At 35.0% G+C, this 25,833-nt stretch carries 17 protein-coding genes; 9 read left to right on the forward strand and 8 right to left on the reverse strand.

Features of this window, described 5'->3' with window-relative positions:
* Nucleotides 1-97 precede the first annotated feature (97 nt).
* Nucleotides 98-6,361 carry a hypothetical protein gene (locus ACTJJF_RS02730; RefSeq protein ID WP_440698600.1) on the forward strand — a complete coding sequence of 2,088 codons (6,264 nt, stop codon included), beginning with the start codon at nt 98-100 and terminating at the stop codon, nt 6,359-6,361.
* Nucleotides 6,318-7,025, forward strand: a complete 708-nt coding sequence (locus ACTJJF_RS02735) for a hypothetical protein (protein WP_440698601.1) — start codon at nt 6,318-6,320, stop codon at nt 7,023-7,025. The genes ACTJJF_RS02730 and ACTJJF_RS02735 overlap by 44 nt, the downstream gene beginning before the upstream one ends.
* A gap of 79 nt (nt 7,026-7,104) precedes the next feature.
* Here ACTJJF_RS02735 and ACTJJF_RS02740 read toward each other — a convergent pair whose 3' ends face one another.
* The 3 genes from ACTJJF_RS02740 to ACTJJF_RS02750 are packed head-to-tail and all read right to left on the reverse strand — an operon-like array spanning nt 7,105 to nt 8,901.
* On the reverse strand, nt 7,105-7,722 hold the full coding sequence (locus ACTJJF_RS02740) for a conjugal transfer protein TraD (RefSeq protein WP_440698602.1): 618 nt from the start codon (nt 7,720-7,722) through the stop codon (nt 7,105-7,107).
* A 2-nt stretch (nt 7,723-7,724) separates the two neighbouring features.
* Complete coding sequence (locus tag ACTJJF_RS02745) at nt 7,725-8,123, reverse strand: DUF3408 domain-containing protein (RefSeq protein WP_440698603.1); 399 nt, start codon at nt 8,121-8,123, stop codon at nt 7,725-7,727.
* Nucleotides 8,124-8,133: 10 nt separating this feature from the next.
* Nucleotides 8,134-8,901: a ParA family protein gene (locus ACTJJF_RS02750; protein WP_440698604.1), complete on the reverse strand. Its 768-nt coding sequence runs from the start codon at nt 8,899-8,901 to the stop codon at nt 8,134-8,136.
* A 607-nt stretch (nt 8,902-9,508) separates the two neighbouring features.
* Between ACTJJF_RS02750 and mobA the strand changes: the two genes are divergently transcribed.
* Both mobA and mobB read left to right on the forward strand, forming a co-directional pair.
* Nucleotides 9,509-9,940 carry a conjugal transfer protein MobA gene (mobA, locus tag ACTJJF_RS02755; RefSeq protein WP_115929540.1) on the forward strand — a complete coding sequence of 144 codons (432 nt, stop codon included), beginning with the start codon at nt 9,509-9,511 and terminating at the stop codon, nt 9,938-9,940.
* 7 nt (nt 9,941-9,947) lie between these two features.
* Nucleotides 9,948-11,231, forward strand: a complete 1,284-nt coding sequence (gene mobB, locus ACTJJF_RS02760) for a conjugal transfer protein MobB (RefSeq protein ID WP_440698605.1) — start codon at nt 9,948-9,950, stop codon at nt 11,229-11,231.
* Nucleotides 11,232-11,249: 18 nt separating this feature from the next.
* Here mobB and ACTJJF_RS02765 read toward each other — a convergent pair whose 3' ends face one another.
* Entirely contained in the window at nt 11,250-12,257 is a 1,008-nt protein-coding gene (locus ACTJJF_RS02765; protein WP_440698606.1) for a PDDEXK nuclease domain-containing protein, read from the reverse strand.
* A 179-nt stretch (nt 12,258-12,436) separates the two neighbouring features.
* Between ACTJJF_RS02765 and mobC the strand changes: the two genes are divergently transcribed.
* The gene (gene mobC, locus ACTJJF_RS02770; RefSeq protein ID WP_440699224.1) at nt 12,437-14,434 is read left to right on the forward strand and encodes a conjugal transfer protein MobC; all 1,998 of its coding nucleotides are present in this window, start codon (nt 12,437-12,439) and stop codon (nt 14,432-14,434) included.
* A 167-nt stretch (nt 14,435-14,601) separates the two neighbouring features.
* Here the strand turns inward: mobC and ACTJJF_RS02775 are convergent, their stop codons facing one another.
* The 4 genes from ACTJJF_RS02775 to ACTJJF_RS02790 form a co-directional block, all read right to left on the reverse strand.
* Nucleotides 14,602-16,671, reverse strand: a complete 2,070-nt coding sequence (locus ACTJJF_RS02775) for a DNA topoisomerase 3 (protein WP_440698607.1) — start codon at nt 16,669-16,671, stop codon at nt 14,602-14,604.
* Nucleotides 16,672-16,692: 21 nt separating this feature from the next.
* Nucleotides 16,693-18,081, reverse strand: a complete 1,389-nt coding sequence (locus tag ACTJJF_RS02780; RefSeq protein WP_440698608.1) for a DUF3945 domain-containing protein — start codon at nt 18,079-18,081, stop codon at nt 16,693-16,695.
* 98 nt (nt 18,082-18,179) lie between these two features.
* Nucleotides 18,180-18,794 (reverse strand): alpha-ketoglutarate-dependent dioxygenase AlkB family protein, encoded by a 615-nt coding sequence (locus tag ACTJJF_RS02785; RefSeq protein ID WP_440698609.1) that lies wholly within the window; start codon nt 18,792-18,794, stop codon nt 18,180-18,182.
* A gap of 94 nt (nt 18,795-18,888) precedes the next feature.
* Nucleotides 18,889-19,671, reverse strand: a complete 783-nt coding sequence (locus ACTJJF_RS02790) for an XRE family transcriptional regulator (RefSeq protein WP_440698610.1) — start codon at nt 19,669-19,671, stop codon at nt 18,889-18,891.
* A 61-nt stretch (nt 19,672-19,732) separates the two neighbouring features.
* Between ACTJJF_RS02790 and dinB the strand changes: the two genes are divergently transcribed.
* The 4 genes from dinB (at nt 19,733) to ACTJJF_RS02810 (ending at nt 25,600) form a co-directional block, all read left to right on the forward strand.
* Nucleotides 19,733-20,875 (forward strand): DNA polymerase IV, encoded by a 1,143-nt coding sequence (gene dinB / locus ACTJJF_RS02795; protein ID WP_253317857.1) that lies wholly within the window; start codon nt 19,733-19,735, stop codon nt 20,873-20,875.
* 12 nt (nt 20,876-20,887) lie between these two features.
* On the forward strand, nt 20,888-23,962 hold the full coding sequence (locus tag ACTJJF_RS02800; RefSeq protein ID WP_440698611.1) for a DNA polymerase III subunit alpha: 3,075 nt from the start codon (nt 20,888-20,890) through the stop codon (nt 23,960-23,962).
* Nucleotides 23,963-24,052: 90 nt separating this feature from the next.
* Entirely contained in the window at nt 24,053-24,655 is a 603-nt protein-coding gene (locus ACTJJF_RS02805) for a hypothetical protein (protein WP_440698612.1), read from the forward strand.
* An 18-nt stretch (nt 24,656-24,673) separates the two neighbouring features.
* Nucleotides 24,674-25,600 (forward strand): hypothetical protein, encoded by a 927-nt coding sequence (locus ACTJJF_RS02810; RefSeq protein ID WP_440698613.1) that lies wholly within the window; start codon nt 24,674-24,676, stop codon nt 25,598-25,600.
* Nucleotides 25,601-25,833: the final 233 nt, after the last annotated feature.

A 25,833-nucleotide genomic window follows, 5' to 3' on the forward strand; every position in this document is an offset into this window, starting at 1 on the left:
ATCTTGTACTATGGGGAATTGTTTGTCGTTGAAAGACTTTTTTGACTAAAAAATTCTATATTAGTATTTGCTTTTTAATTTTAAAGTACAGGAATAAATGTCAAATGATTTAGTTGCTTATTCGAGAGCAGGTGATGTTTTCCATTACAGATGGGCTGCACGCCGTTGTTTATCACTAATACATCCAAATCCTTCTTTAAGATCTATAGTAATAGAAGGATCTGAAGAAAATGAAAAAGAAGGAGAGTATGCTATCGACGTTTCCGAGTACTATAAAGAAGAGAATGATCTCAAGATTATTAAATATTATCAACTTAAGCATACGACACAGCAAAAAGATAGCCCTTTTGTTCTTAGTGATTTACAAAGTACTATAGAACAGTTTGCAAAGAGATTTTCTCAGCATTTAAAAGAAAAAGATGTTACCCGTTTCTCTTTCCATATTGTAACAAATAGACCAGTAGACAGTTTTTTCAAACAAAACATATTCTCTTTAGCAACAAATAACACTGTAAATAAGAGATTTTTAAAGACTATTGAAAAATATACAGGGTTAAATTCTGAAAATCTATCTCATTTCTGCTCGATCTTAGAATTTCAAGATGGAGAAGGGGATTATAATTTTCAAAAAAATGAGTTACAATGGGAAATGTCACAACTTTTTGCTGGAGCTATAGATACTGCTCAAGTTGAAAGTGTTGTTGCTCTTGTACAAGAAAGAGTACTGCCCCATTCGAATGGAATTATTAATCGTGAAGATATTTTAAAACGATTTCACATTTTTTCTGAAAAAGTATTATTTCCAGCGCCAGCAAGGTGGGAAAATATTGAAACTATTATTGAACGAGAGGAGCATAATAGCCTTATTACAGAAATTCAAAATTCCTCACATCCAATAATTTTACATGCGCCTGGAGGTGTGGGTAAATCTGTTTTTTGTAAAAAACTTGTTGAGTCAATATCTTCTAGTTCATTGGCAATAGCTTATGACTGTTTTGGAGCTGGGAGCTATAGAAATCGAAGCGAACCTAGACATAGGCATCGTGATGGGCTAGTTCAAATAATAAATGAATTAGCAATAAAAGGACTTTGTGATACACTTGTCGTTCAAGAAAATTCACTTGAAAGTAGTATAATGATGAATTTTCTATTGAGGGTTAGACAAGCAGTAAAAAAATTGAAAGAAATTGATGATTCTGCAATATTATATATATTAATAGATGCTGCTGATAATGCTGAAATGGCGGCAAAGGAGTACAATAATCCTTGTTTTGCTAGCGAATTACTGAGAGAAGAAATACCTGAAGGATGTAAGCTTGTTTTATTATGTCGAACTGAACGAATAGAAATGTTAAGACCTTCATCTATCATCTGTCAGTTACAGCTTAAACCCTTTTCGAAAGAGGAAACAATATTAAATTTAAAAAGATGGTTTCCAACTGCGAGTCATAAGGATGGAGTTGAGTTTCACCGCCTGACAAGTGGAAATCCCCGAGTTCAGGCTAATGCTTTGGCAATTGGTGTCTCATGCGTCTCTGATTTACTAAGTCAATTAGGTCCAGGTGGAAAAACGGTTGAAGATCAAATAGAATTTCAATTGAACAACGCAGTTGCAAAAATAAAAGATTTGTTATCTGATTCGTATCAGACACAAATACAAGCAATATGCATAGGATTAGCAAGTTTACCTCCTTATATTCCTATAAAAATTTTAGCTATAGCGGCTGGCGTAAGTGTAGATGCAATCAAAAGCTTTATTTCAGATATGGGTCGCTCTTTGTGGCTCTATGATGAATCTGTGCAATTTCGTGATGAGCCTACTGAAACTTGGTTTAGAAAAACATTTTTTGCAAAGAAGGAAAAATTCGAGACATACATTAATTTATTAGAACCATTAGCAATTCGCTATCCTTATGTTTCAGAAGTGTTACCCCATTTTTATTTACACGCAGAAAAATATAAAGAGCTTATACAACTTTCTTTGTCTGAAGACTATTTGCCAGAAGACAATCCAATTGATGCAAGAAATGTCAAGGTATATCGATTACAATTTGCCTTTCGTGCAAGCTTGCGTGCTAAAAACTATAATGATGCAATCAAAATTGCCATTAGAGCGGGAGAAGAGATGGCAGGCAATCAGAGACAGCTTGATCTTTTTAAAACCAATATAGATCTGCTAATTGCTTTGCAAGAAAAACAGAAAGTTCAGGATATTGCATTTAAAAGAGTACTAAAAGGAGAATGGAATGGTTCTGAAAATATTTATACAGCTTCGTTACTTTCAGGAATTGAAGAGTATAAAGGAGAAGCGAGAGGATATTTACGAGCTGCCATAAATTGGCTGCAAATCTATTACGAGGATATAGATAATAATGAGCATCATATTCGTCAAAATCTGGTTACGTCAAACGATTTTTTAGAAATAGCTTATTCATCATTCAATATCAATGGTGTTAAAAAATGTGTTGCGTTTATTGATCGTTTAACTGATAAAAACTATGCTTTCGTTATTATCAAAGACCTAATTAAAAGATTGGTTGATATAGGTAATTTTAAGGATATTAACAGCTTTCTAGAACATTGTACAAGAGAACCTTACTATATGGTTGCAATAGTTGATGAACTTTTAAAAGTTGGAGTTTTTCCAGAAAAAAAATATCTTGAAAATTGTATTATCCTTTTATCCTCCTCAAAATATCGAATAAAAAAACTAGATCAATTTCATAGAAATACAAGGTTAACGTCTTCGATTATATCCTTTGTTGAGGCTTGTGTTTACCATAACTTTGAAGCTTGTGTACTTCTTAGAATATTAAGGCATTATGTTCCAGAAAGAGCCTCTTCTTTGGTTCATAGTGACCATCAATCAACAGAAAGAACTATTTACCTTAGAACATTAGCGATTAGAAGTTTTTTTACCGGAAGGTCAGAAGTTGATTTTGAGTCAATATTACCAAAGAATTTGATTGATAAAAATAAAAAGAATTATAAGCAAAGCAATGAGGTCAAGGATTTTAAACAAGTTATTTTGGGATTACTACCATGGTATCTTGTTAGAATAAAGATTATTGGTTCGATCGATATAAATTTTTTGGCGGAAGTTACTAATGTAAAAGAAGAATCAATAAAAGCTCGATCAGGCAGATATAAATCTTATGATACACTACCTAACGAAATTGCGTTTGTGCAGTCAGAGATAATTATACTATCTAGAAATTTGAATTATGATAATATAAAGTATTTTTATGAAAATTATATAAAAGATAATAATAGTTTATGGATTCCTGATGAACTCGCAATAGTTAGAACAGCATTCAGAGTTTCTCATCTTGCATTCATTAAAGAGGATCTCGAACAAAAGTTTTATACTCGAATTAAAACTATGGCTGATGATGATCCTACGCAAAAAGGTGAGAGATTTATCGGTCTAGCAAGAGCTGTGTTGAGTTCGGCTCCCGAAGATGCATCCATATATTTTGAAGAGGCTTTAGCTATTTTGTCGAAATTTGGAGATGAGGTTGCCTTGAGATGGGAAGGGATAAGTTCATTATCTAAACATGGATGTTTATCACATAATGTTTCTGATAGACTAGCTTACAGGTTTATTCGTTGTGCTGAAGTGGTCGGAGATTATGGTGGTAATGATCTTATAGATAGAGGTAAGGCTATTGCGATTTGTACGAGAATGTCTAGTGGTGTGGGTATAGCAGCAGTAAGCAGATGGCGCGATAGAAGTATTGGTAGATTTGATTATCAGCTAAAAGCTCTCTTATATGAACTTTTAAAGAGTGATAAAATATCTCCATCTACGGCATGGGCAATGTCGAGGCTCTTTTCAGACAATAAATTTGAAAACTTACTTTCTTTATGTCTAAATAAAGAAAAGGAAGAGAAAATTAAAAATGAAATTTTTGCAGATGCTGTAAATCTGCTCCAGATTGGCGGAGTAGAACTTGAATATTATAAAATAATTAAACAATTAGCTAAAGACTCAAATATCAATGATTCAGCTTTAAATCATATATTACTTTTTGTTGAAAAAACTAGAGCAGATAGTAAATCAAAACAATCCGTTGAAAGTATTGTTCCGAAATCACATAAAAATATCAATGATATAAAATGGACTGATCTATTTCAAGATGTAGATTTACTAATCGGTGAAAATTTTGAAAAATGTTTACAATTATTTAGAATAAAAAGAAAACGTACATTTTCAAATATTGAAGATTTTTGGGTTGAGGTTTTTAAAAGGTTAGATAGTAAGGATTATTTTAAATTTATTGACGTAGTTTTTATTTCTACTCTAAATCGCTATGAGATTAGTTTCTTTTTCAAGTTACTCCTTGATATTTGGAAAGACAAGATAAGTTTTAAGAAAAAATGGCCAATCATTCTGAAAAGGATTGGTGAAAAATATGCATATGAGCTCACTAATAAATATTCATTTAATATACTTATTGAGGAATTGAATTTAAATGAACAAGATGTTGATATTCTTAAGAAAGGTATGTTTGATGGCTTGGCAAGTGGATATGAGTTTTCTAATGCTGAAATGTTCTTTGGTTTTATAAGCGTTGCAAGTCCTGTTATTGATCCTAATGATGCGTTAGAATTAACTGACTATGCATTAAAAAGATGTGAAATTCACATAGAAAAAGATTTTGGTGATGGTGAATGGGCAGAGTGGTTAAAGACTTCCGATTCTATTAATAATCAAATTGCTGGTTTTATTTGGTCTGTTCTTGGTTCTCCTCGATCAAATGAACGTTGGAATGCCGTTCATACCATTAGAATGTTAGGTAAATTGAATTGTTCCGACATTCTCGATGATTTAATTAAATGGTTGGAATTTGGGAAAACAGGAGCTTTTGGACATTATAAATTTCATTTCTATGAACTTCATGCGAAAATGTACCTTTTAATTGCTTTTGCAAAGGTTTCTAAAGAAAATGAAGAAATATTAAGATCGTACAAGGATTTGTTTGTGAAAATCAATGAAGAAGAGCAGCATATACTCATTCAAAAATTTGCCGCAGAAATAGTTTTCAATATGTCATCCAATAAGAATGATAACTTTGATCAACATGTTCGCCAGCTAGATATATTCAAAAAAAGTAATTTACCAATGTTAACTTTGGCATATAATGAGACCGTAAATAGCTACTGGCATATAAACAATGAAGTTAATACTGAACATGGATTCCATTTCGGGCTTGACATAGGTGATTATTGGTTCAAATACTTGGGGGAAGCATTTGGGATCTCTATTAAACAAGTCGAAGATTTGGCGGCTGAAGTTATCATTAATGAATGGGGGTTGGGGAAACTAAATGGATATATGAATGATCCTAGACATATTCTATGGGATAGATCCTATGGTGAAAGAGAAACCTGGTATAGCAAAAAAGATTATCCAAGATCAGACGATGCAAACTTCTATTTATCTTATCATTCAATGATGGTAGTTGCTTCAAAATTACTCAAGGAAATGCCTCTTATAGCTAAAGGGGATTGGAATGATGGATTTGAATATTGGTTAGATAGACATCTTTTAACCTGCGAAGATGGTCTGTGGTTATCAGATTTTCGTGATCCTGTACCTCTTTCCCGCCCTAAGTGGATGTTTAAGGATGACGACGATAATTGGAGATTTAAAATTTCAGAACAATATTTTTATGATACTTTAATATCAGATTCTTTAAGTGATGATATTTGGATTAATATTGAAGGTGGTTGGGAAGAAAAAAAACGCGATAAAACTGAAAGTGTTCATATAAGATCAGCATTGGTTTCTAAGGAAAGTTCTTCAGCATTAATGAATGCTTTGCAAACATGTATTGACCCCTATGATTACAAACTTCCACATTATAAAGAGGGAAATGTTGAAATTTACTCAAATAAATTTAAATTAAATGGTTGGATCAAAGATTCGTACTCTTCTAAAAGATTTGACGAGTATGATCCTTATGCTGATAATATTGATTATCCTCCATATGAAATAGGAGAAGAAATTATTAACACGTTACATTTAAATTCAAATGAAACTGCGAAGGAATGGTATTCACCATCTTCTGATCAACCTTCAATGACTTGTAAGATTTGGAGTAGTCATCGAAATCGATTAGATGAAAATCCCGATCAATCAGGTAAATGCTTAAGCGCATCATTAAGTTTTTTAAGAGATGTGTGCACAACTCTCGATTGCGATTTTATTATTGAAGTCGAGATTAAAAGAGATGTTACCTACAAGTATCGTCAACACGATGACGATTATCAACATTCAAGACCAAAACAACAATTATTTTTATTATCATCAGATGGAAGACTTAGAACTACAGAGAAAAATTATAAACTTAGGTAAACTTTTTGTAAAAGAACTTAAGTTAGAAACAAGTGTCGATACTTTATCTCGATGGATGGCTCACTATATAGCTGAAAAAATTATTGCTGCTGAAGAATCCGCTGGCTTAGAGAAACAAGATGCAGAGAAAGAATGTTTTGAGGCTATTTTAGAATTATGGAAACATAGGAATTCTCTTCCTTATGAAAGAAGACCTTTTATAAAATTTGAAAATATACTTGAAACGTTAACGGAGCTAGATCCGGAAAGAGAAAAGCCTTATTTCTTTAGCCTAATGAGAAATCCAGAGACAGTCGAAGTCACAAATGAGAACTTTGACTATTATTCAGTAGAAGAATGCCTTAATATGATTAAAGAAATTGATAAAACAGCTAAAATATGGATTGAATATTTATTACAAAATGCTGCAAAAAATGTTATAGATGAAAAAGTTATAGAATGGCTTAAAAATGCAGTTCATCTTCCTGATAATACCGATGCAGTTATAATTAGTACTATACTAGATAAGAATCCCCAGTTTTATGATGATGAGCATAATGAAGAATTTTTAAAAAATTATGAAATCCAAAGGCTGCAAAAAAGAATAACAGAATTAAAAAAGTTTGAAGAGATAAATAGGTTTTTGTTGACTCAATATGAAGATGATTTGCAGAAAATCTTATAGTTTATGTTATATATATCATCGAAGCATTTTCTATATCAATTTTAGATATTGGGGAGTTAAATAAACTCTCCAATAGACACTACCCTCCAATATGAAAATCATTATTCCGTACTTTGGAAGTACCGCCATCTTCTCTATGATCCAAACTTCTATCTAACAATTGTGTTATTTCAAAGGAAGCATTTTCCATAAAATTCTCAAGTAAGGTATATAATTCGGTTCCATAAGTTTTTTGAACGATCGCTGCTGCTGTTTCCTTTTGAGATAAGGTAAAACTATTTTGTTTCACAAACATCTCCACACAGCTCAGTTCTTCAAAGGTAACCCCTTGGGCTAAACTGTTATCCTCACCGATTATTCTATAATTTTTCCATTCTTCTTCCTCTTCAATAAAATCAGGTTCACTATTAAAACCAAATTCCGGCTCTTCCTGCGGATTTAATAGACTGATATTTTCGCTGATATCATATTCTATGTCTAAATTAGAGGGATCAAAACCAAGTTCATTTTCTTGTCTTTCAGAGGAAGTCATTATCATAGAATGGAGTGAAGTTTTTGCTTCACCCATAATATTGGGTTGGTTTTTATTATTTGCTTGGTCTTCAGTTTTGTGAAAATGGGATTGTTTTCGGATAATTTTGTCATGGAGTAATAGCAGAATTATGGCTAGAAGACAAATGATGATGAGAGTTTCCATAGTTATAAAATGGGTTTAAAGTGATTGGTAAAATACTCCGTAATCTCGTTTCCATATTCCAGAAAATGTTGTTCAAGAATATTGTCAATGTAGGAATAGAGAGTTGTCCTTTCTTCTCTGGAAAGCTGTACAATTCGTAATAATCTTTCATGATACTCCGGGCGTATGTAGACCACTTTACCATTACGTCCTGACGGAAAACGATTCGTTAAAAAGGTCTCTTCATAGTTCGGCTTTTTAAAAGAATTGGTTTTTGCTTTTTCTTTGGACTTTTGAACAGCTTGTTTGGTTACATGATCTTGTTCATCAAGAGCGGTTTGTTCACCACTGATGACCTGCATTAAATATTCTTCATCAACGGTAGCCTTTTCTAAATCGTTGTTGTCATTGTTTGTAGCCATCTTTCGGGTTTTACAGATTTGTGATTCTTTGAAATTCTTCAACAAACAAATCCATTCTTGTTGCTTTTAAAAGCGGATAGTCTGCTGGTAACAGTGTTGATCTGAAAATACTGTTTCCGATATGGTCGGATTCCTTACGAAATCGTTTGCTATCCATAATTCGCGTATCCATTATATTCATCTGAAGAGTTGCAATTGCTTTTTCGTAGATTTCGTATAACCCTGTCTTTTCCCGTCCATCAATCTGATTCCAGAATAGCCATAACGCTTGTTGCGGAAAATCATGCTCACCGGAAGGAAGCGCCATAAAAGCTTTGGTAAATCCTAACGTACTTTCTACAACCAAACGGTCAGCAGTCATGGGAGCAAAAATAAAATCCATTGATTTCAAGGTCGTCAGCACCCCTTTGGTATTGGCGGTACCAGGCAGATCATAAAAGATAATATCCGGAACTAGGGTAGTTTGTTTAATATATCGGGTAGATTCTTCTATTGCATTTTCTGCCTTACAGCGTATAATCGGATATGCTTTCTTATTGATCAGTTGGAATTGTTTCATAGCAGCTTTCTTATGGTACTCGTTCAGCATAATTGCTTTTTTATCACGTTCCCTCATATTGCTTAGGCTATATTGTGGAAAATCACAATCCATGACTAAAACATTGTATCCCAATCGGTAATGTAATACGCTGGCAAGTAATATGGTAATCGTCGATTTTCCCACACCTCCTTTTTGAGTGGAGAAACTTACTTTTAAAGTTTTTTTTGTTGCTTTCATGATGCATGTATTTATTGTTGTTTTATAATGTTGAATGGTAAGAATCTGTATAAGTTGATTTATATGTAGGGGTACTCCTGTATTATCTTAAAAATCTAAAGATGTATACATTTACATCATTTTTACAGGGTTTATCTGCAACTGTTTTGTTGAGAGAATACCTTTTTTTGAATATCTGTAACTGCTTTTCTGCTTTTGCGCTTTTATAGTTGTAAAACTTTACATTTTTATGATTTGCCCGTTTCATCATCAACTTTATGTGTTGCTGTAAAGGAAAGAGTTTTCAAAACCAGTACTGATCTTCAGGTGATTCCTGGTGTTATTTGGCAGTAATTGGAAGGGGGGATTATTGTACATATCCGGTTGTTTCTGTTTACCTTGTTGTATACAATTTTAAGAAGAGTTGGTGTTTATTACAACATCTGAAAGATGTTGATCGCTTGTTACAATAGTTTTTGTGATACGATAAATATGGTGTTCACCTGAACACGGCAAGTTGTGTTTTGAGTGCCTCATAACTGTTTTTTGTGCCTCAAAACAACTTGCCCTGCCGGGAGCTTTGAAACACTCTCCGAAGTCGAGGTTTATAAACTTTAAATGGATATCTATGAATGATCAAAAAAATAATAAGAGAAGTAAAGGTGGGCGAAAGCCAAAGATAAACCCTTGTAATCACCGGTATGTTTTTCGGCTGGATGATGAAGACAATAGCAAATTTCTGTCTTTATTTGAAGCCTCTGGAATAGATAATAAAGCTAAATTTATAACTTCTGTATTATTTTCAAAAGAAATAAAAACAGTAAAAATTGATAAAGGTACTGTTGATTTTTACATGAGGCTGACTTCCTTTTATTCCCAGTTCAGAGCAGTGGGCGTGAATTACAATCAGGTAGTTAAGTTATTATATACTCATTTTACCGAAAAAAAAGCTGCGGCATTTCTGTATCAATTGGAGAAACATACTGCTGAACTTTCAGCTTTATGCCGAAAAATTATTGAATTGGCTAATGAATTTACTAACGGGAATATAGAAAAATGATGGTTCAATGATTGCAAAAATTGGCAGAAGCAGTAGTTTATATGGTGCCTTAGCCTATAATCATCATAAGGTGGAAAAGGGACAGGGACAAATTTTGTTGATGAATAAAATGATGGAATCCACAGATGGGACGTATACTATACCCCAACTAATGAGATCTTTCGATCCTTATCTTGCTGCCAATCAAAAGACGGAGAAACATACTTTACATATATCGCTTAATCCAGATCCGAATGATAAGGTCAGTGATAAGGATTTTGTGAAGATGGCAGAAGAGTATATGAATGGAATGGGGTACGGTGAACAACCTTACATGGTTTTTAAACACACTGATATCGACCGTACCCATATTCATATTGTGTCTGTATGTGTTGATGAAAATGGCAGGAAAATATCAGATCGATTTGAGAAAAGGCGGTCGATGAATATGTGTAGACAACTCGAAAATACCTATAATTTATTGCCAGCTGCAGAAGGGCAGAAGGTGAAAAATAACATGGTTTTCAAACCGGTTGATTATCAGACCGGGAATATTAGACATCAGATCGCCTCTGTCATCAGGAATATAGCTGATGTGTATTCCTTTAAAACACTTGGAGAGTACAATGCTCTGCTTTCACTTTTCAATATAGCGGTTGAAAAAATTGAAGGCGAATTGCATGGAAAACTACAGCGGGGGTTGGTGTATTTTGCATTGGATACAAACAAACATAAAATTGGAAACCCATTGAAAGCTTCAAGGATTGGAAGAGCGGCACAGTTGCCTGCAGTGGAATCTCACTTTTTAAAAAGTAAAAAATCTATTCTTCAATCGAATAAAACTGAAATAAAGGGTTGGGTTGACAATGCCCTCAAAGTGAGTATTCATGAAAAAGATTTTATTGAGAAAGTAAGGTCTATGGGTATTAATACTGTAATCCGAAGAAATGAAGCCGGACGTATGTATGGAATGACATTTATCGATCACAACTCCAAAACAGTATGGAATGGTTCAAATTTGGGAAAAGAATATTCCGCTGCTGTTTTTAATGATTTATGGAAGGATCAGGAGCATTTAAAAAGACCCTCTAATGAAAAGCAGGCAGAAATTGAATTACCCCCAACAAATCAATTCTTACCCCTTCAACTTCATCCCTTATTTGGATTTTTAAATGATGACAATGATGATTTACGTGACACTGAATCAGTGGACTCATTTCCCGGATTGTTGCCAACGGTGCAGGGAGAGGACTATGAAGAACAGGTTTTTTCACAGCAAATGCGAAAGTGGAAAAAGAAAAGAAAAAGATAGTCTGATGATTTCTTGTACTTAACCTTCTTTTTGCATAATTGCCTGTACTTTTTGCTGTAATTCCTTTTTATCAGGTAAATACAACTGGTATTTGGAAACAAATATTTTATTAGAAATACCACCTGTTGCATATTCCACCAATACTTCATCTTTTTCCGCAGAAAGGATAATGCCTATAGGCTCATTATCATCCACAACATTTTCTTCAGATTTAAAGTAGTTCAGATATAAATTCATTTGTCCTATATCATTGTGCTCAACCTGTTTTATTTTTAAATCAATCAGCACAAAACACTTTAAGATACGGTGATAGAATACAAGATCAATATAAAAATGCCTGTTACGAAGTGATATCTTATACTGTCTTCCGACAAATGTAAAACCCTTTCCCAGTTCTAAAAGAAACATCTGCAGATTGTCAATAATCTTCTGTTCCAATGCTTTTTCGGTAACACGATGACTTTGAGGTAATTTGAGAAAGTCCAGTACATAAGGATCTTTTATAGCCTCTGTGGAATCGGTCACGATATGACCTTTTTCCGCAAGTTGCAGTACGCCCTTTTTATCTTTGCTCAATGCCAGTCTTTCAAAAAGGGAAGAGTTGATCTGCCTTTCCAGTTCGCGATAGCCCCAATTTTCCAGCACGGCCTGTTTTTCATAGAACTTCCTTGCCGTATCATCAGAAATACCGAGCAAAGTAACCAGATGAGTCCAGCTTAATTTGGCAGGCACTGCCTGCCATTTTTGATAGGTCAGATAAAATCTGCGCATATCTAAAATATTACGCCTGCCAAATCCTTTGCCATAACGCTGCCTCAGATCTTTGGAAAGTGTTGCCAGTAAGTTACTTCCGTATTCTGCACGTTCCTCACCATGCTGCTCATATTCCACGATATGCCTGCCAATTTCCCAGTTGGCTTTCACCAGCTCAGTATTGATTGCCTTAACCGCATTTTGTCTTGCAACCTCAATAGCGGATCCGATACTGTCCAGTAATTCTGTGTATTTTGATTGTACAGGTTTCATTGATATTTTGTTATAAGACAAATGTAAAAAATTCCTTGGTCAACAAATGCTATGATTCATGATAAAATAAGTTTCAGCACTGTGCCAAACGCTTCCTTATAATGCCTGACACTGCCAGTGTAGACAACAGACTTCTGTTACCCAATAAATTCATCATCCTAACTCTAAAAATAAATGATATGCAGGGTGAAGATGATCTACGGGGCTTAGCTAAAATTATGGCTTTTATGCGTGCCGTCAGTATTTTAATGGTACTGATGCATTATTACTGGTATTGTTATCCATTTTTTCATGAAAAAGGATGGACATTGGAAATCATTAACAGAATACTGCTGAATTTCCAAAGAACAGCAGGGTTGTTCTCTTACAGTCTCTATACAAAAGTTTTTACCATTGTATTACTCTCTCTAAGCTGTTTGGGAACAAAAGGAGTAAAAGACGAGAAGATAACCTGGTCTCAGATTATTGGTTTCATGACAGTCGGAACATTATTGTTTTTCTTCAATACTATTTTGCTGAGATGGGGCGGGGCAGGTATTCTTTTATATATGCTTTCAATGTCAGTAGGATATATCCTCCTAATGGTATCAGGGGTATGGATGAGCCGTTTGTTAAAACATAATCTGATGGATGATGTATTCAATAATGAGAATGAAAGTTTTATGCAGGAAACCCAATTGATGGAAAATGAATACTCTGTGAACCTTCCCACTAAATTCTATTACAAAGGAAAATGGAATCAGGGCTGGATCAATATTGTCAATCCATTCAGAGCAACCATTGTACTGGGAACTCCGGGATCAGGAAAGTCATATGCTATTGTCAATAATTATATCAAACAGCAGATTGAGAAGGGTTTCTCCATGTACATCTATGATTTTAAGTTTGATGATCTTTCAACAATTGCTTATAATCATGTATTGAAACACCATGATAAATACAAAGTAAAACCAAAGTTTTATGTTATTAATTTTGATGATCCCCGAAGAAGCCATCGTTGCAATCCTTTAAATCCTGATTTTATGACGGATATTTCAGATGCCTATGAAGCAGCCTATACCATCATGCTTAATTTAAACAGAACCTGGATTCAAAAGCAAGGAGACTTCTTCGTGGAATCTCCCATTATTCTTTTAGCTGCTATTATCTGGTTCCTGAAAATATATGAAAATGGTAAATACTGTACTTTTCCTCATGCCATTGAACTGCTCAATAAAAAATACTCTGATGTTTTCACGATTTTAACTTCTTATACTGATCTTGAGAACTATCTTTCCCCTTTCATGGACGCGTGGCAAGGTGGCGCACAGGACCAGCTTCAGGGGCAGATCGCCTCTGCTAAGATTCCTTTATCACGAATGATATCTCCTCAGCTATATTGGGTCATGACCGGAGATGATTTTTCATTGGATATCAACAATCCGAAAGAACCGAAAATATTATGTGTAGGAAATAACCCGGATCGGCAGAATATCTATTCAGCAGCACTTGGGCTCTATAATTCCAGAATCGTAAAACTCATCAATAAAAAAGGGCAACTAAAGAGTTCAGTGATTATTGATGAACTACCCACGATTTATTTTCGGGGATTGGATAATCTGATTGCAACCGCAAGAAGTAATAAAGTAGCTGTCTGCTTAGGGTTTCAGGATTTCTCCCAGTTGACAAGAGATTATGGGGATAAAGAAAGTAAAGTGATTCAGAATACAGTGGGGAATATATTCAGTGGTCAGGTCGTGGGAGACACGGCTAAAAATCTTTCCGAACGTTTTGGAAAAGTCCTGCAGAAAAGACAAAGTATGACCATCAACAGAAATGATACGTCCACTTCTATATCTACACAGCTGGATAGTCTGATACCGGCTTCCAAAATTTCAACGTTAAGTCAGGGAATGTTTGTAGGGGCTGTATCTGATAATTTTGATGAAAGAATTGAACAGAAAATGTTTCATGCAGAAATAGTAGTGGATAATGAAAAAGTAGCTGAAGAAACTAAATCCTATCAGCGGATACCGGAGATTTTATCATTTGTAAGTGATAGTGGAGAAGACCGGTTCACATCAATTATTGAAGAGAATTACAGAAATGTTAAGCAGGACGTTATGAGGATCATTGAAAATGAAATTGAGCGTATAAAAGCTCACCCTGAGCTACAGCATTTAATACCAAAACAATAAAGTAAAAATCCCCGGAGACCGGGGATAAAAACTAATAACCATGAAAACTCAAATTAAACATGAGAATCAGATGCAAATTTACTGTAAATAATTTTTTTTACCGATTCACCTCATCTATGAGTTGTATTGTAAATATAGTTTGCTTCGCTTAAAAGGAAATTAATCTATCAGCTTCTTTCAAATTCAAATGAGCTTTCAGCCTTTTCATTCAGTGTAATATAAGCGTTAAAAGTTTTTCCTGACTTACTTTTCATTCCCTTTATTAATGAAGTTCGACCTGTGTTAATAAGGCTTTCGATATCATATACTGAGATTTGGATACCGCAGATATTTCTAAACTGCAACCAACTGCAACGAATATCACGGCACTTTACAATATGATCATGAATAACCAAATACTGCGTTTTACATTTTGGACATATAATATTGGGAACATCAGGCCGTTCAATGCGGATCTGCAGTAATTCATCAGTAACAGATTTTGTATAGCTTTCGATTTGCTTTTGAAATTCAGCTGCCTTTGATTCATTATTTTCTATACGCTGCATTTCCAGTTCCCATTCTGCAGTTAAAGAAATATCAGCTATTTTTTTATCTTTTACGAGATCATGAACATATAGACCTTTGTCAGTTGGGATGATTGATTTTTTATCTCTTTTAATATAACCCCGATGAATTAGCGTCTCAATAATAGATGCTCTTGTTGCAGGTGTGCCAATGCCTATATTTTTTAATATCTTCCGTTGTTCTGTTTCTTCAATATTTTTCCCTGCATTTTCCATTGCAGACAATAGGCTTCCTTCAGTATAAAGGCTTGGAGACTGGGTTTTCTTTTCAAAGATCGTAATTTCTTTAATTTTAAGTTCTGCACCTTCCCTGACCTCAGGCAACTCCTCAACCGTCTCAAAATCATCTGAAGAAATACCGGCTATATTACGCCAACCTCTTTGCAGGATTTTACATCCCTGGACTGCAAAATCAAAATGAAGCACCTGTAAACCAAGATCTGTAATTTCTTTGATACAAGGCTGTGAAACAACCTCCAGTAATCGAAAAGCGATCAGTTCATAAATAGCATTCTCTTTTGCCGTAAGTGCTGAAGGAATTTTTTCAGTAGTGAGCAGTCCATGATGATCGGTAACTTTCACATCATTGACAATTCTTTTGCTGAAGTTTCCCCAAGGAAGTGAGCCTGCTGCATTTTTATATGGCTCCTTTTCCTGAAGAATTCTGATGAGATCAGGTATTTCCTGCCATAGATCTTCCGGGATGTATTGACTTCCCGTTCGGGGATAGGTAATAAATTTATTCTCATAGAGACTCTGAGCAATATTCAGCGTCTCCTCTGCACTGAAATTTAACCTCTTGTTTGCTTCTTTTTGCAGACCTGTCAAATCAAAAAGGAGAGGGGGTTGCTCTTTTACCGTTTTTACATCAATGGAAGTAATGGTTGCTGTTGTCGGGTTTCTTTCCAATGCTTTTACAATATCTTCAGCTTGTTTTCTTTCTGTGATTTTTAGTTTACCGAGACTTTTAAATTCTGTATAATCTTTTTGATGCCGCAACCCAATCTGCCAGTATTTCTGACTGATGAAATTTTTGTGTTCATGATAACGTTTGCAGATTAAACCTAATGTCGGAGTCTGAACCCTGCCTAAGGAATATAATCCGCTACCTGCAGCTATAGTCAATGCCTGAGTGGTATTAATCCCTAATAACCAGTCGGCCCTGCTTCTGCATTGACCTGCATGAAATAAACCATCAAACTGATCTCCGGGTTTTAAATTTTGAAAACCATTTTTAATGGCTTTTTGTGTTAAGGAACTGATCCATAGTCTTTCAAACGGTTTTTTACAATTCAGATATTCATAGATATACCGAAAGATAAGCTCTCCTTCTCTTCCTGCATCTGTAGCGACAATAATACGGTCACCTGCATCGAATAACTTTTCAATGATTTTCAGTTGTTTGGATGCTCCCGGGTCCACTAAAAACTGCTTGCCCTTTTTTACTTTTCTGATGGTTAATCTGAATGGTTCGGGTAAAATAGGCAATGCCTCCTTACTAAAACTTGAAATACCGTAATCTTCAGGCATCGCCAATGCCAGTAAATGGCCAAAAGACCAAGTAACGGCATAGCCATTACCTGTTAAATATCCGTCGTTCTTTTCAGTCGCTCCCAAGACTATCGCTATTTCTCTGGCGACACTGGGTTTTTCTGCTAATACTACTTTCATACCGGTCGTTACTATGTTACATCAGAAGCTGCGTTTTCTTGCACGAGACTGTGGCTTATCCTGTTTTGCCTGCTGAATTTTATCTTTAGGGGTTTGTTGCTCTTTCTGTAACGGTTCTTTTAAATTCTTAGTGGCTTCATTGGTTTTACCTTCTGAATTAACTGCCGTTTGTGTTTTGTGTCCCTCCATAGGTTTTGCCTGTTCTCTCGCTTTAGTTGGATTCTGAAACGAAAAATCTACTTTTCCTGTCTCTTGATTAAGGGTGATATAACCCTGATAGGGCTGTCCTTTTTTATCCAGCAGTCCATCCAGATAGATGGTTTGCCCACCTTTAAATTTCTCATACTGTTCATCACTTAAGGCTTTGCCTCTGAATGTTTTTGGAATTTCTGAATGAGATTGTTGTTGACGCTCTTTATGATCGAATAAAAATTCCACATATTTTTTATCAGCATTAAACTGAACATGTGCATTAAAGGGCTCTCCTTTGGAAGAAATCATGCCTTCCAGATATAATGCCCTGCCTTCTATTAAAGTTTGCTTTTGCTCTTCATTTAATTTGATACCTTTAATCTCATCGGGAATTTTGATATTTTCAACTTTATAAGCAACCAGTTCATTTGTCAGACGGTCTCTGCTGATAACGGAAGGAATAATTTCATCAGTCTTTGGATTAATAAGTTCCACAACACGCCCCATATTCCCGTTTTCCATTAAATTTTTTTTGTCTTCTGCAGTAAACTCATGACCCAGAAACTTAAAATTGAAATTGGGTTCCTTTCTGATTCCATGAATATTGATGACCACATCTCCGGCATCATTGGTATTCAGTGAAAGCCGGGCATCCATTCTGGTAAGGGCTGTTCCGAGATTGATGGTAACAGGAACAAGACCGTTGGTTTTAAATCCTTTTAACATAGGATCTAAAGCATTTGCTTTTTCTAATTTTTCTTGAGTTAAGCCGAATTTTGACATCATATTCCAGTCGATTTGATCAGCAGAATACTGATACTCTTTTTCTGATAAAGGGTTTGTACTCATCGTATTGGTATTTGGGGTTAATATTTTGTAGGTCTTCAGAAATTCTTCACCCTCAGTACTGGGGTGGGTAAGGTGATGCTGGATCTGTTTTCCGATCTTCTCTGATTCTTTGAGTGGCGATTTAAAAAAGTTGAACAGAGTCGGATTTTTAAGTTGACTCAAAAAATTGGAGAAAAAGTTAGAGAATAGATCACCCTGTTTATCAATCTTGAGAAATTGATTCTGATTCTTCTTGGTGTTGGGTACTGTTTTCAGATCTCCTTTTTCATCTACTGTTTTCACAGCTTCAATCTTATTGGTTTTGGGATTGAAAACCAATAGAATATTGATTAAAGAAGGATCCGGTTGAGTGTTTTGAATGTCTTCCATGATGCTAAATATTTAATTTAACATCGAAGTTAGCGGACCAAACTCGTTAAGAAAATAGGTTGGAATGAAGTGGAAGCCTTTGGCTGTAAAAGGTTGAATCAGATATTGTTAATTAATCTGAAAGTAAGATTGATGCGCTCTTTCATAGGAGTGACTGATTTAGCAATTCGATGCTCCCAGTTTTCCTGTAAATCACCTTTCATAATAAGCAAAGAACCATGGGGAAGCGGCAGACTGTATTTACTCTGATGATGGTCTTTCTTTCTGAAATCGAAATTCCTGGTTTGTCCGAGACTTATTGAAGCAATAACCGGTCGTTTCCCATATCTGCTTTCTTTGTCCCTATGCCATGCAACCGAATCATTGTTATCTCTGTAAAGGTTCAACAATACACCATTAAATCTGTATCCGAACTCATTTTCAATTCTTTCTTTTAAAGAAAGTAGTTCCGGGGTCCATGAATTAGTCTTTGATGAGTTACTGTCTGCTGGTTGATAAGATTTCTTATCATCACCGTACCATGCTGTTAATCTCGGGGTCAGAACCATTTTGTCATACATCTTTTGAGTACGCTGTTCCCATGGAGTATTTTCTAATAGTAATGCTTTAAGTGTATCCGCCTCTTCCGCACTTAAAAAATGCTCCTTGTATTCCAAAAGATCTTTTGGAAACTCATAAAATTCTTCGGCATTAAATAAACTGAGCTGGCTCATTGTCAATTTTTAATAAATTTTTACTTTTACAAAATCCCGATTCATTGGGATTTTTTTTCATCATTTGTGTTTTTTACTTCCCTTCGGGGAAGTTTTATTTTGTTTTTATACTAAGCAGTCTGTTTTCTAGATTACTGATACTGCGTTTGGCATCATTGACCAGATTTTTCAGACTCTCCTCATCAGGCAGATAATGTGGTTTGTAGTCCTGAGGTAAAATTCCTCTGACATACCTCCATATTTCCACAATATCTTTAAGAAGAATATCATAAGGCTCATAAAACATATTATCCGCAGCCACCGTAATTGTTCTTGAATTCCGCTTAACAAAAGTTTTATAGGTGATTCCCTCAGTCGTAACAAAAATATATTCTTTTTTGGCTTTGAGATCTTCAGGTCTTTCAACATATTCCCCAATAATAATGGACTGATCTGCAAAAGGAGGCATAGAATCTCCATCTGCAAGAAAGGCTCTGAACTTGCCGTTTTTCAGAAACGGAAGCTGCATCTTCTGAAGGTTTTCCATATACTCAGGGTCGCTGTATCCGTTCAGATAACCCATAGAAGCTTTTTGAGGAACAATCTCAATAAAATTATCGCCATTTGAATCTACTACAACAGGTAAAATAATTTTATTACCCGGAAGTCTAACAATATCATCTAAAGGAAACTTACGAATATCAATACTGACCAGTAAATCAATACTGACCTTATGATATTTTGAAATCCTTAATAAGATTTCAATCGGTGGTTCAGAGCGACCATCTTCGTACTTCGCATACCGTTCACGGGTAATGGTAAGGTCAGCTGAAATCTTTGCCTGAGAGATTTTTTTCTGATCTCTCAGAAACCTGATGTTTTCTGAAAAAATTGACATTGGTATAATTTATACCAGCAAATATATAAATTTTGAGACAAATAGTATCTAATTTTGTCACGTGAATCGTTCGATAGTACATATGGATCTGGATACTTTTTTCGTCTCTTGCGAACGGAAAAAGAATTCAGAATTGGTGGGAAGACCGATCATCATTGGAGGTGGTGACCGTGGGGTTGTTGCATCCTGCTCATACGAAACACGATTCTTTGGCGTACGATCGGCTATGCCTATCAAGATGGCTTTACGCTTATGCCCTGAAGCAATGGTGATCAAAGGTGATATGGATATGTATCTTAACATGTCTCAGCTTGTCACCGAAGTAATCAGAGATAAAGTTCCGGTAATGGAAAAAGCAAGTATTGATGAGTTCTATCTTGATCTCTCAGGAATGGATAAGTTTTTTGGCTGCTATAAATGGACTCAGGAAGTGGCACAGGCAGTAACAGACAACACAGGGCTTCCCATCAGTTTTGCGCTCTCTACCAATAAGACCGTGGCTAAAATAGGAACTGGCGAATCTAAACCTGTCGGAAAACTGGAGGTTAAAGAGAAAGATGTTCAGCCTTTTCTGAATCCTTTATCTATTAAGAAGATTCCAATGGTAGGCAATGAGACATTCCAGTTACTGTCAAGATTAGGAGTCCGTACCATTGAAACGCTTTCCCAGACCCCGGCTGACGTATTGCAGCAACTGATTGGCAAAAACGGAACAGTGCTCTGGAAAAAAGCCAATGGGATTGATGAAACGCCCGTCATGCAGTATTCTGAAAGAAAATCCATTTCTACGGAAGATACCTTTTCACAGGATACCATTGATGTGTTTGCTGTGAGAAGCATTCTTTCAGGAATGGTGGAAAAGCTATGTTACCAGTTGAGAGAAGAGAAATGGCTTACTTCCACAGTGGTAGTAAAAATCCGCTATTCCAACTTTGATACGGAAACAAAGCAATGTAGAATTCCGCATACCTCAGCTGATCATACCTTACTGAAATATGTACTTGAACTGTTCAATAAACTCTATACCAGAAGAATCAGGATCAGAATGGTGGGTGTAAAATTTACCAACCTGGTTCATGGATGCCACCAAATGAATCTTTTTGAAGATACTGAGGAACAGATCTCATTGTATCAGGCAATGGACAAGATTAAAAATAGGTTTGGTACAACCAGTGTATGCAGGGCTTCAGGTTTAATACGTTAAAAATTTTAGGTTATGTTTCTCAATTGTCATTCTTTTCACAGCTTACGCTATGGAACCATTCCTATTCAGGATCTTGTTCAGCAGGCTGCTGAGCATAATGTAAGATGTTTAGCATTAACGGATATCAATACCGTTACCGGCATCTATGATTTCTACAAACTCTGTAAGGAAAAGGGGATCAAGCCTATTGTAGGAATGGAAGTCAGAGTAGATGACGAATTATACTATATCTGCCTCGCCAAAAATCCGAAAGGGATCGGAGAAGTCAATAAACTTCTAACGGATTACAATTGTGATCATGTACAGATTCCAAAGATCAATCCTGATCTGCCTGACAATATCATCATTTATCCTCTGCATAATCTGCCGGAAAAATTATCTGATAATGAATTCATCGGTATTCGATATGAGGAACTTAATCTGCTGATAAAACCTGAACTGAAAAAGCTGATTCCTAAAATGGTTATTCTTCATCCCGTAACATTTAAAACAAAACAGGAATATAACCTGCACAGGATATTGCGGGCCATTGACAACAATACATTGTTATCAAAGCTTAATGAATCAGATGTATGTAAGGCTACAGAAACTTTTGTTGATAAAAAAGAACTGTTGCAGAAATATATTCATTATCCTCAGATTATCGAAAATACTAAAATGGTAATCGGTTCCTGCAGTTTTGATTTTGATTTTTCGACTCCTAAAAACAAGAAGTATTATACGGATTCAAAAGAAAATGACATTAAGCTGCTGAGAAAATTAGCCTATGAAGGTTTGGAAAAAAAGTACTCAATAAATCATACAGAAGCTAAACAAAGACTGGAAAAGGAATTGGCAGTCATTGACCAGTTGAATTTCTGTGCGTACTTTTTAATAACCTGGGATATTATTCAATACAGTAATAAAATGGGATTTATGCATGTAGGAAGGGGGAGTGGGGCCAACTCTATTGTTAGTTACTGTATCGGTATTACCGCTATCTGTCCGTTGGAACTTGACTTGTATTTTGAGCGATTTCTGAATCTTAACCGCAAGACTCCCCCTGACTTTGATATTGACTGGAGCTGGCAGAGAAGGGATATTATTCTGGAATATATTTTTAAAAAGTATGGAAAAGATCATGTCGCTTTTTGCGGAACCAATGTTGAGTTTAAATACCGTTCTATTTTCCGGGAAGTAGGAAAAGCATTCGGACTTCCGAAAGAAGAACTGGATGCCCTGGCGACAAAACCCATGAATCAGCATGATGATAATTCAGTATTCAGGCTGGTTCATAAATATGGGAAATTGTTAGAGAAATTTCCCAATCAGAGAAGTATGCACTCATGTGGAATCTTGATATCTGAAGAACCTATTACCAATTATTCTGCACTGGAGATGCCTCCTAAAGGATTTCCAATTGTGCAGTTCGATATGCATACTGCTGAAGATATCGGACTGGAAAAATTTGATATCCTCTCTCAACGGGGGTTGGGAACTATTAATGATACCGTACAACTGATTGAAGAAAAAAGAGGAATTACTATAGATATAGAAAATACAACATTTTCTAAAGATGAAGTAAAATGTAATGAATTTCTGAGTATCGGAAAAACTATCGGATGTTTTTATATCGAATCGCCTGCCATGCGGGGATTATTGAGAAGACTGAAGTGCGATAATTATAAAGTGCTCGTGGCTGCTTCATCGATTATTCGCCCGGGTGTAGCGCAAAGCGGAATGATGAAAGAGTATATTTTTAGACATAATAATCCTACTCAGTTTGAATACTTTCATGAGGTTTTCGAAAAGGAACTGGGTGAAACCTACGGCATTATGGTATACCAGGAAGATGTGATTAAAATTGCCTTACACTTCGGAGGACTGCCAGCCTCCGATGGTGATGTTCTTCGAAGGGCAATGAGCGGTAAGGGACGTTCTCTGGCTGCACTTCAGAAAGTGAAAGATCATTTTTTTGAATCCTGCAGAGCAAAAGGGCATCCTGAACAGCTGTCTAAAGAAGTCTACCGCCAGATAGAATCTTTTGCCGGATACTCCTTTTGTAAAGCACATTCCGCATCTTATGCTGTTGAAAGCTACCAGAGCCTATTCCTTAAAGTCTATTATCCTATCGAGTTCATGGTGTGCGCCATCAATAACGGCGGTGGCTTTTACAGAACTGAAGTATACGTGCATGAAGCTAAGATGTCGGGAGCTACCATTAATAACCCCTGTGTTAATCTCAGTGAATGGCAGACCACAGTATATGGGACTGATGTCTATCTGGGACTGATGCATATCGAAAAACTGGAAGGAAGACTGGCTCAGTTGATTCCCGAAGAAAGAAAAAAGAATGGGGAATATCGATCCTTAGAGAACTTTATCAAGAGAATTCCTATAGGCATCGAAACATTACAGATCCTGATTTTTATCGGTGCATTCCGGTTTACAGGAAAACAAAAACATGAGCTGCTTATTGAAGCAAGATTTTTATTAGGGAATAATAAAGAGGTTTACCGGCAGCCTACCTTATTGGAGGAACCGCAAAAAAGTTATCACCTTCCTAAGATTGAAAGAAATAAGTTTGAAGATGCTTTTGATGAAATAGAAATTCTGGGTTTTCCGGTGTCCTTTTCTCCTTTTAATCTTCTGCAGACAAAATACCGTGGATCAGTCATGGCTAAAAATCTGATACAATACCATAAGAAGCAGGTGAAAATGCTGGCTTATTTGATTTCGAGAAAACATGTTCCTATCAAAAATAAACGGGAAGGAAATAAAAGAGATGAAATGTTTTTTGGGACCTGGATTGACGCAGAAGGGGAGTATTTTGATACCGCTCATTTTCCGGATTCTCTTAAACAATATCCTTTTCAGGGTGGAGGATGTTATCTGCTGTTGGGAACTGTGGAAGTTGATTTTCATTTTCCTACGATTACCATTCATAAAATGGCAAAAATGCCCTTCATTCCCGATCCCAGATATTCAATGGATCAGGAAAAATCTCAGGAAACACAAAGGAATCTTAGGGAAGACGTTAGTATGACCTTTAGAAAACCTTATCCACAGGAACATGAGATTGGGTTGCCGAGGGAAAAGATGAGGTAGCTCAAGTCCTTTTTTGTATTTTAGTAACTATCAAAAATAATCTAATAATATTTTCATCAATGGTATTACGCCATTAAATACTTTAATTTTATGCTCACAATAACTAATGACCAAATAGCCACTATTGAAAATAATAGAGAATGGTGTGAAAATATACATTTTAACGATTTTTTGCTGGCACTTATCAGGGTAGGTCCTAAATATTTACTTTGGCCATATGGCGCAAAAGAGCAGATGATTGAACGAGTATTTGCCTATGAACTTTATCATCAATGGAGAATTGTTGCTGATCATTATGAATATGATAACTTAATCATTAATGGTGAGATTAGGAAAGACAGATCTATCTATAGGCAAAATTTAGGTATTGTTTATCCAGATCTTATTTTACATGAACAACAAAATAATACTGACCAACAAGTTTTAGCTTGTGAAATAAAAACAGTACAGGCACTGAATAGAGAACCTAAAAGTTTGATAGAAGATTTATTAAAACTAGATAAATATATTGATGTACTTGATTACGAAATATCAGTATTTATACAGATTAAAAATCCATTTGATGAATTCTTAAAGAACAGAGAATTATTGAGACAATATGAAGGAACATTCAATAATCCATCTAAAATTTTTTATGTTGTTAAGGAAAATGATTATATATCTTATCAAACCTTAGAAAATTTATTAGCATAGTAATTACAATGTGATACAATGAGCGGAACAGAAAAAACAAAATCAGAAAGTCAATTATCTTTAATTAATCAAAATGTCTTTTTTAAAGAATTTACATTCAGTAACAATGACTTTAAAAGTAATGACAATTCTGAACAGGAACTTGCTGATAATGTGGTTTGGTTAGATGAATACTGCTTTATTTTTCAGATTAAAGAAATGAACCAGACTTCTTCTAATTATGAAAATTGGTTTAAAAATAAAGTCATAAATAAAGCAGTGAAACAGATAAAAAATACATTGCATTATTTTGATGTCCATGATTCTATAATCATTGAAAATGAGAGAGGTCATAAAATGAATGTTAAAGCCGCTAATGAAGTCAAGGATATAAAAAAGATTATTATTTATTCTGCTAATGATGATTTTCCAGAAACACTACGGTATCAAAAATTTTATGAAAGTTCAGACGCAGGAAATATTCATCTTTTTCATATAGAAGACTATTTTTATATTTGTAAATATCTAATTACTCCTACCGAAATATTTGAATACCTGAATTTTAGGGAAGATTTTTTGGAATTTCATAAACTCGCTATTCATCGTGTACCTGAACAATACCTCTTAGGTCATTTTTTTGAAACTCTTAATATAGATCATTTTAATGCAAAGTATATTGATAATGTACAGAAATATAAAAAAGAAGAGGATTTTGATATATCAGGATTAATTGAAAACTTTAAACAAGCTGTTATTAGTTCAACTTCATCGGTTGATACCCATTATTATCCCATTATTAAAGCTATCACAAAATTACACAGATCTGAATTGATTGAATTCAAAAAACGAATTTCTGTTGCTATGGAGAAATGTGAAAAATTTGAATTTATAACCCCTTATAAAATGTATTCAGAGAGAACAGATTGTGCTTTTGTATTTATTCCTATACACTCTATAAATTTTTAACATGCAATTACTGCATTAAAAAATTATACATATGCAATAAAGCAAGACTGCAGATCTCAAAAAGCTTTAGGAGTGGTAGTTTACAGGAATCCAGACAATTTAGAGAAGATAGACACAGGATGGTATTTCCTTGATGAAACGTGGACTTTCGATCCCGTAATGGACAAAAAGCTCAAAGAAAATTATCCGTTTAGAGAATCAATTAATAAGAAAACTAAGAATCCTTACAAATG

It is taken from the genome of Chryseobacterium sp. 22458, assembly GCF_052044975.1.
Classification (GTDB): Bacteria; Bacteroidota; Bacteroidia; order Flavobacteriales; family Weeksellaceae; genus Chryseobacterium.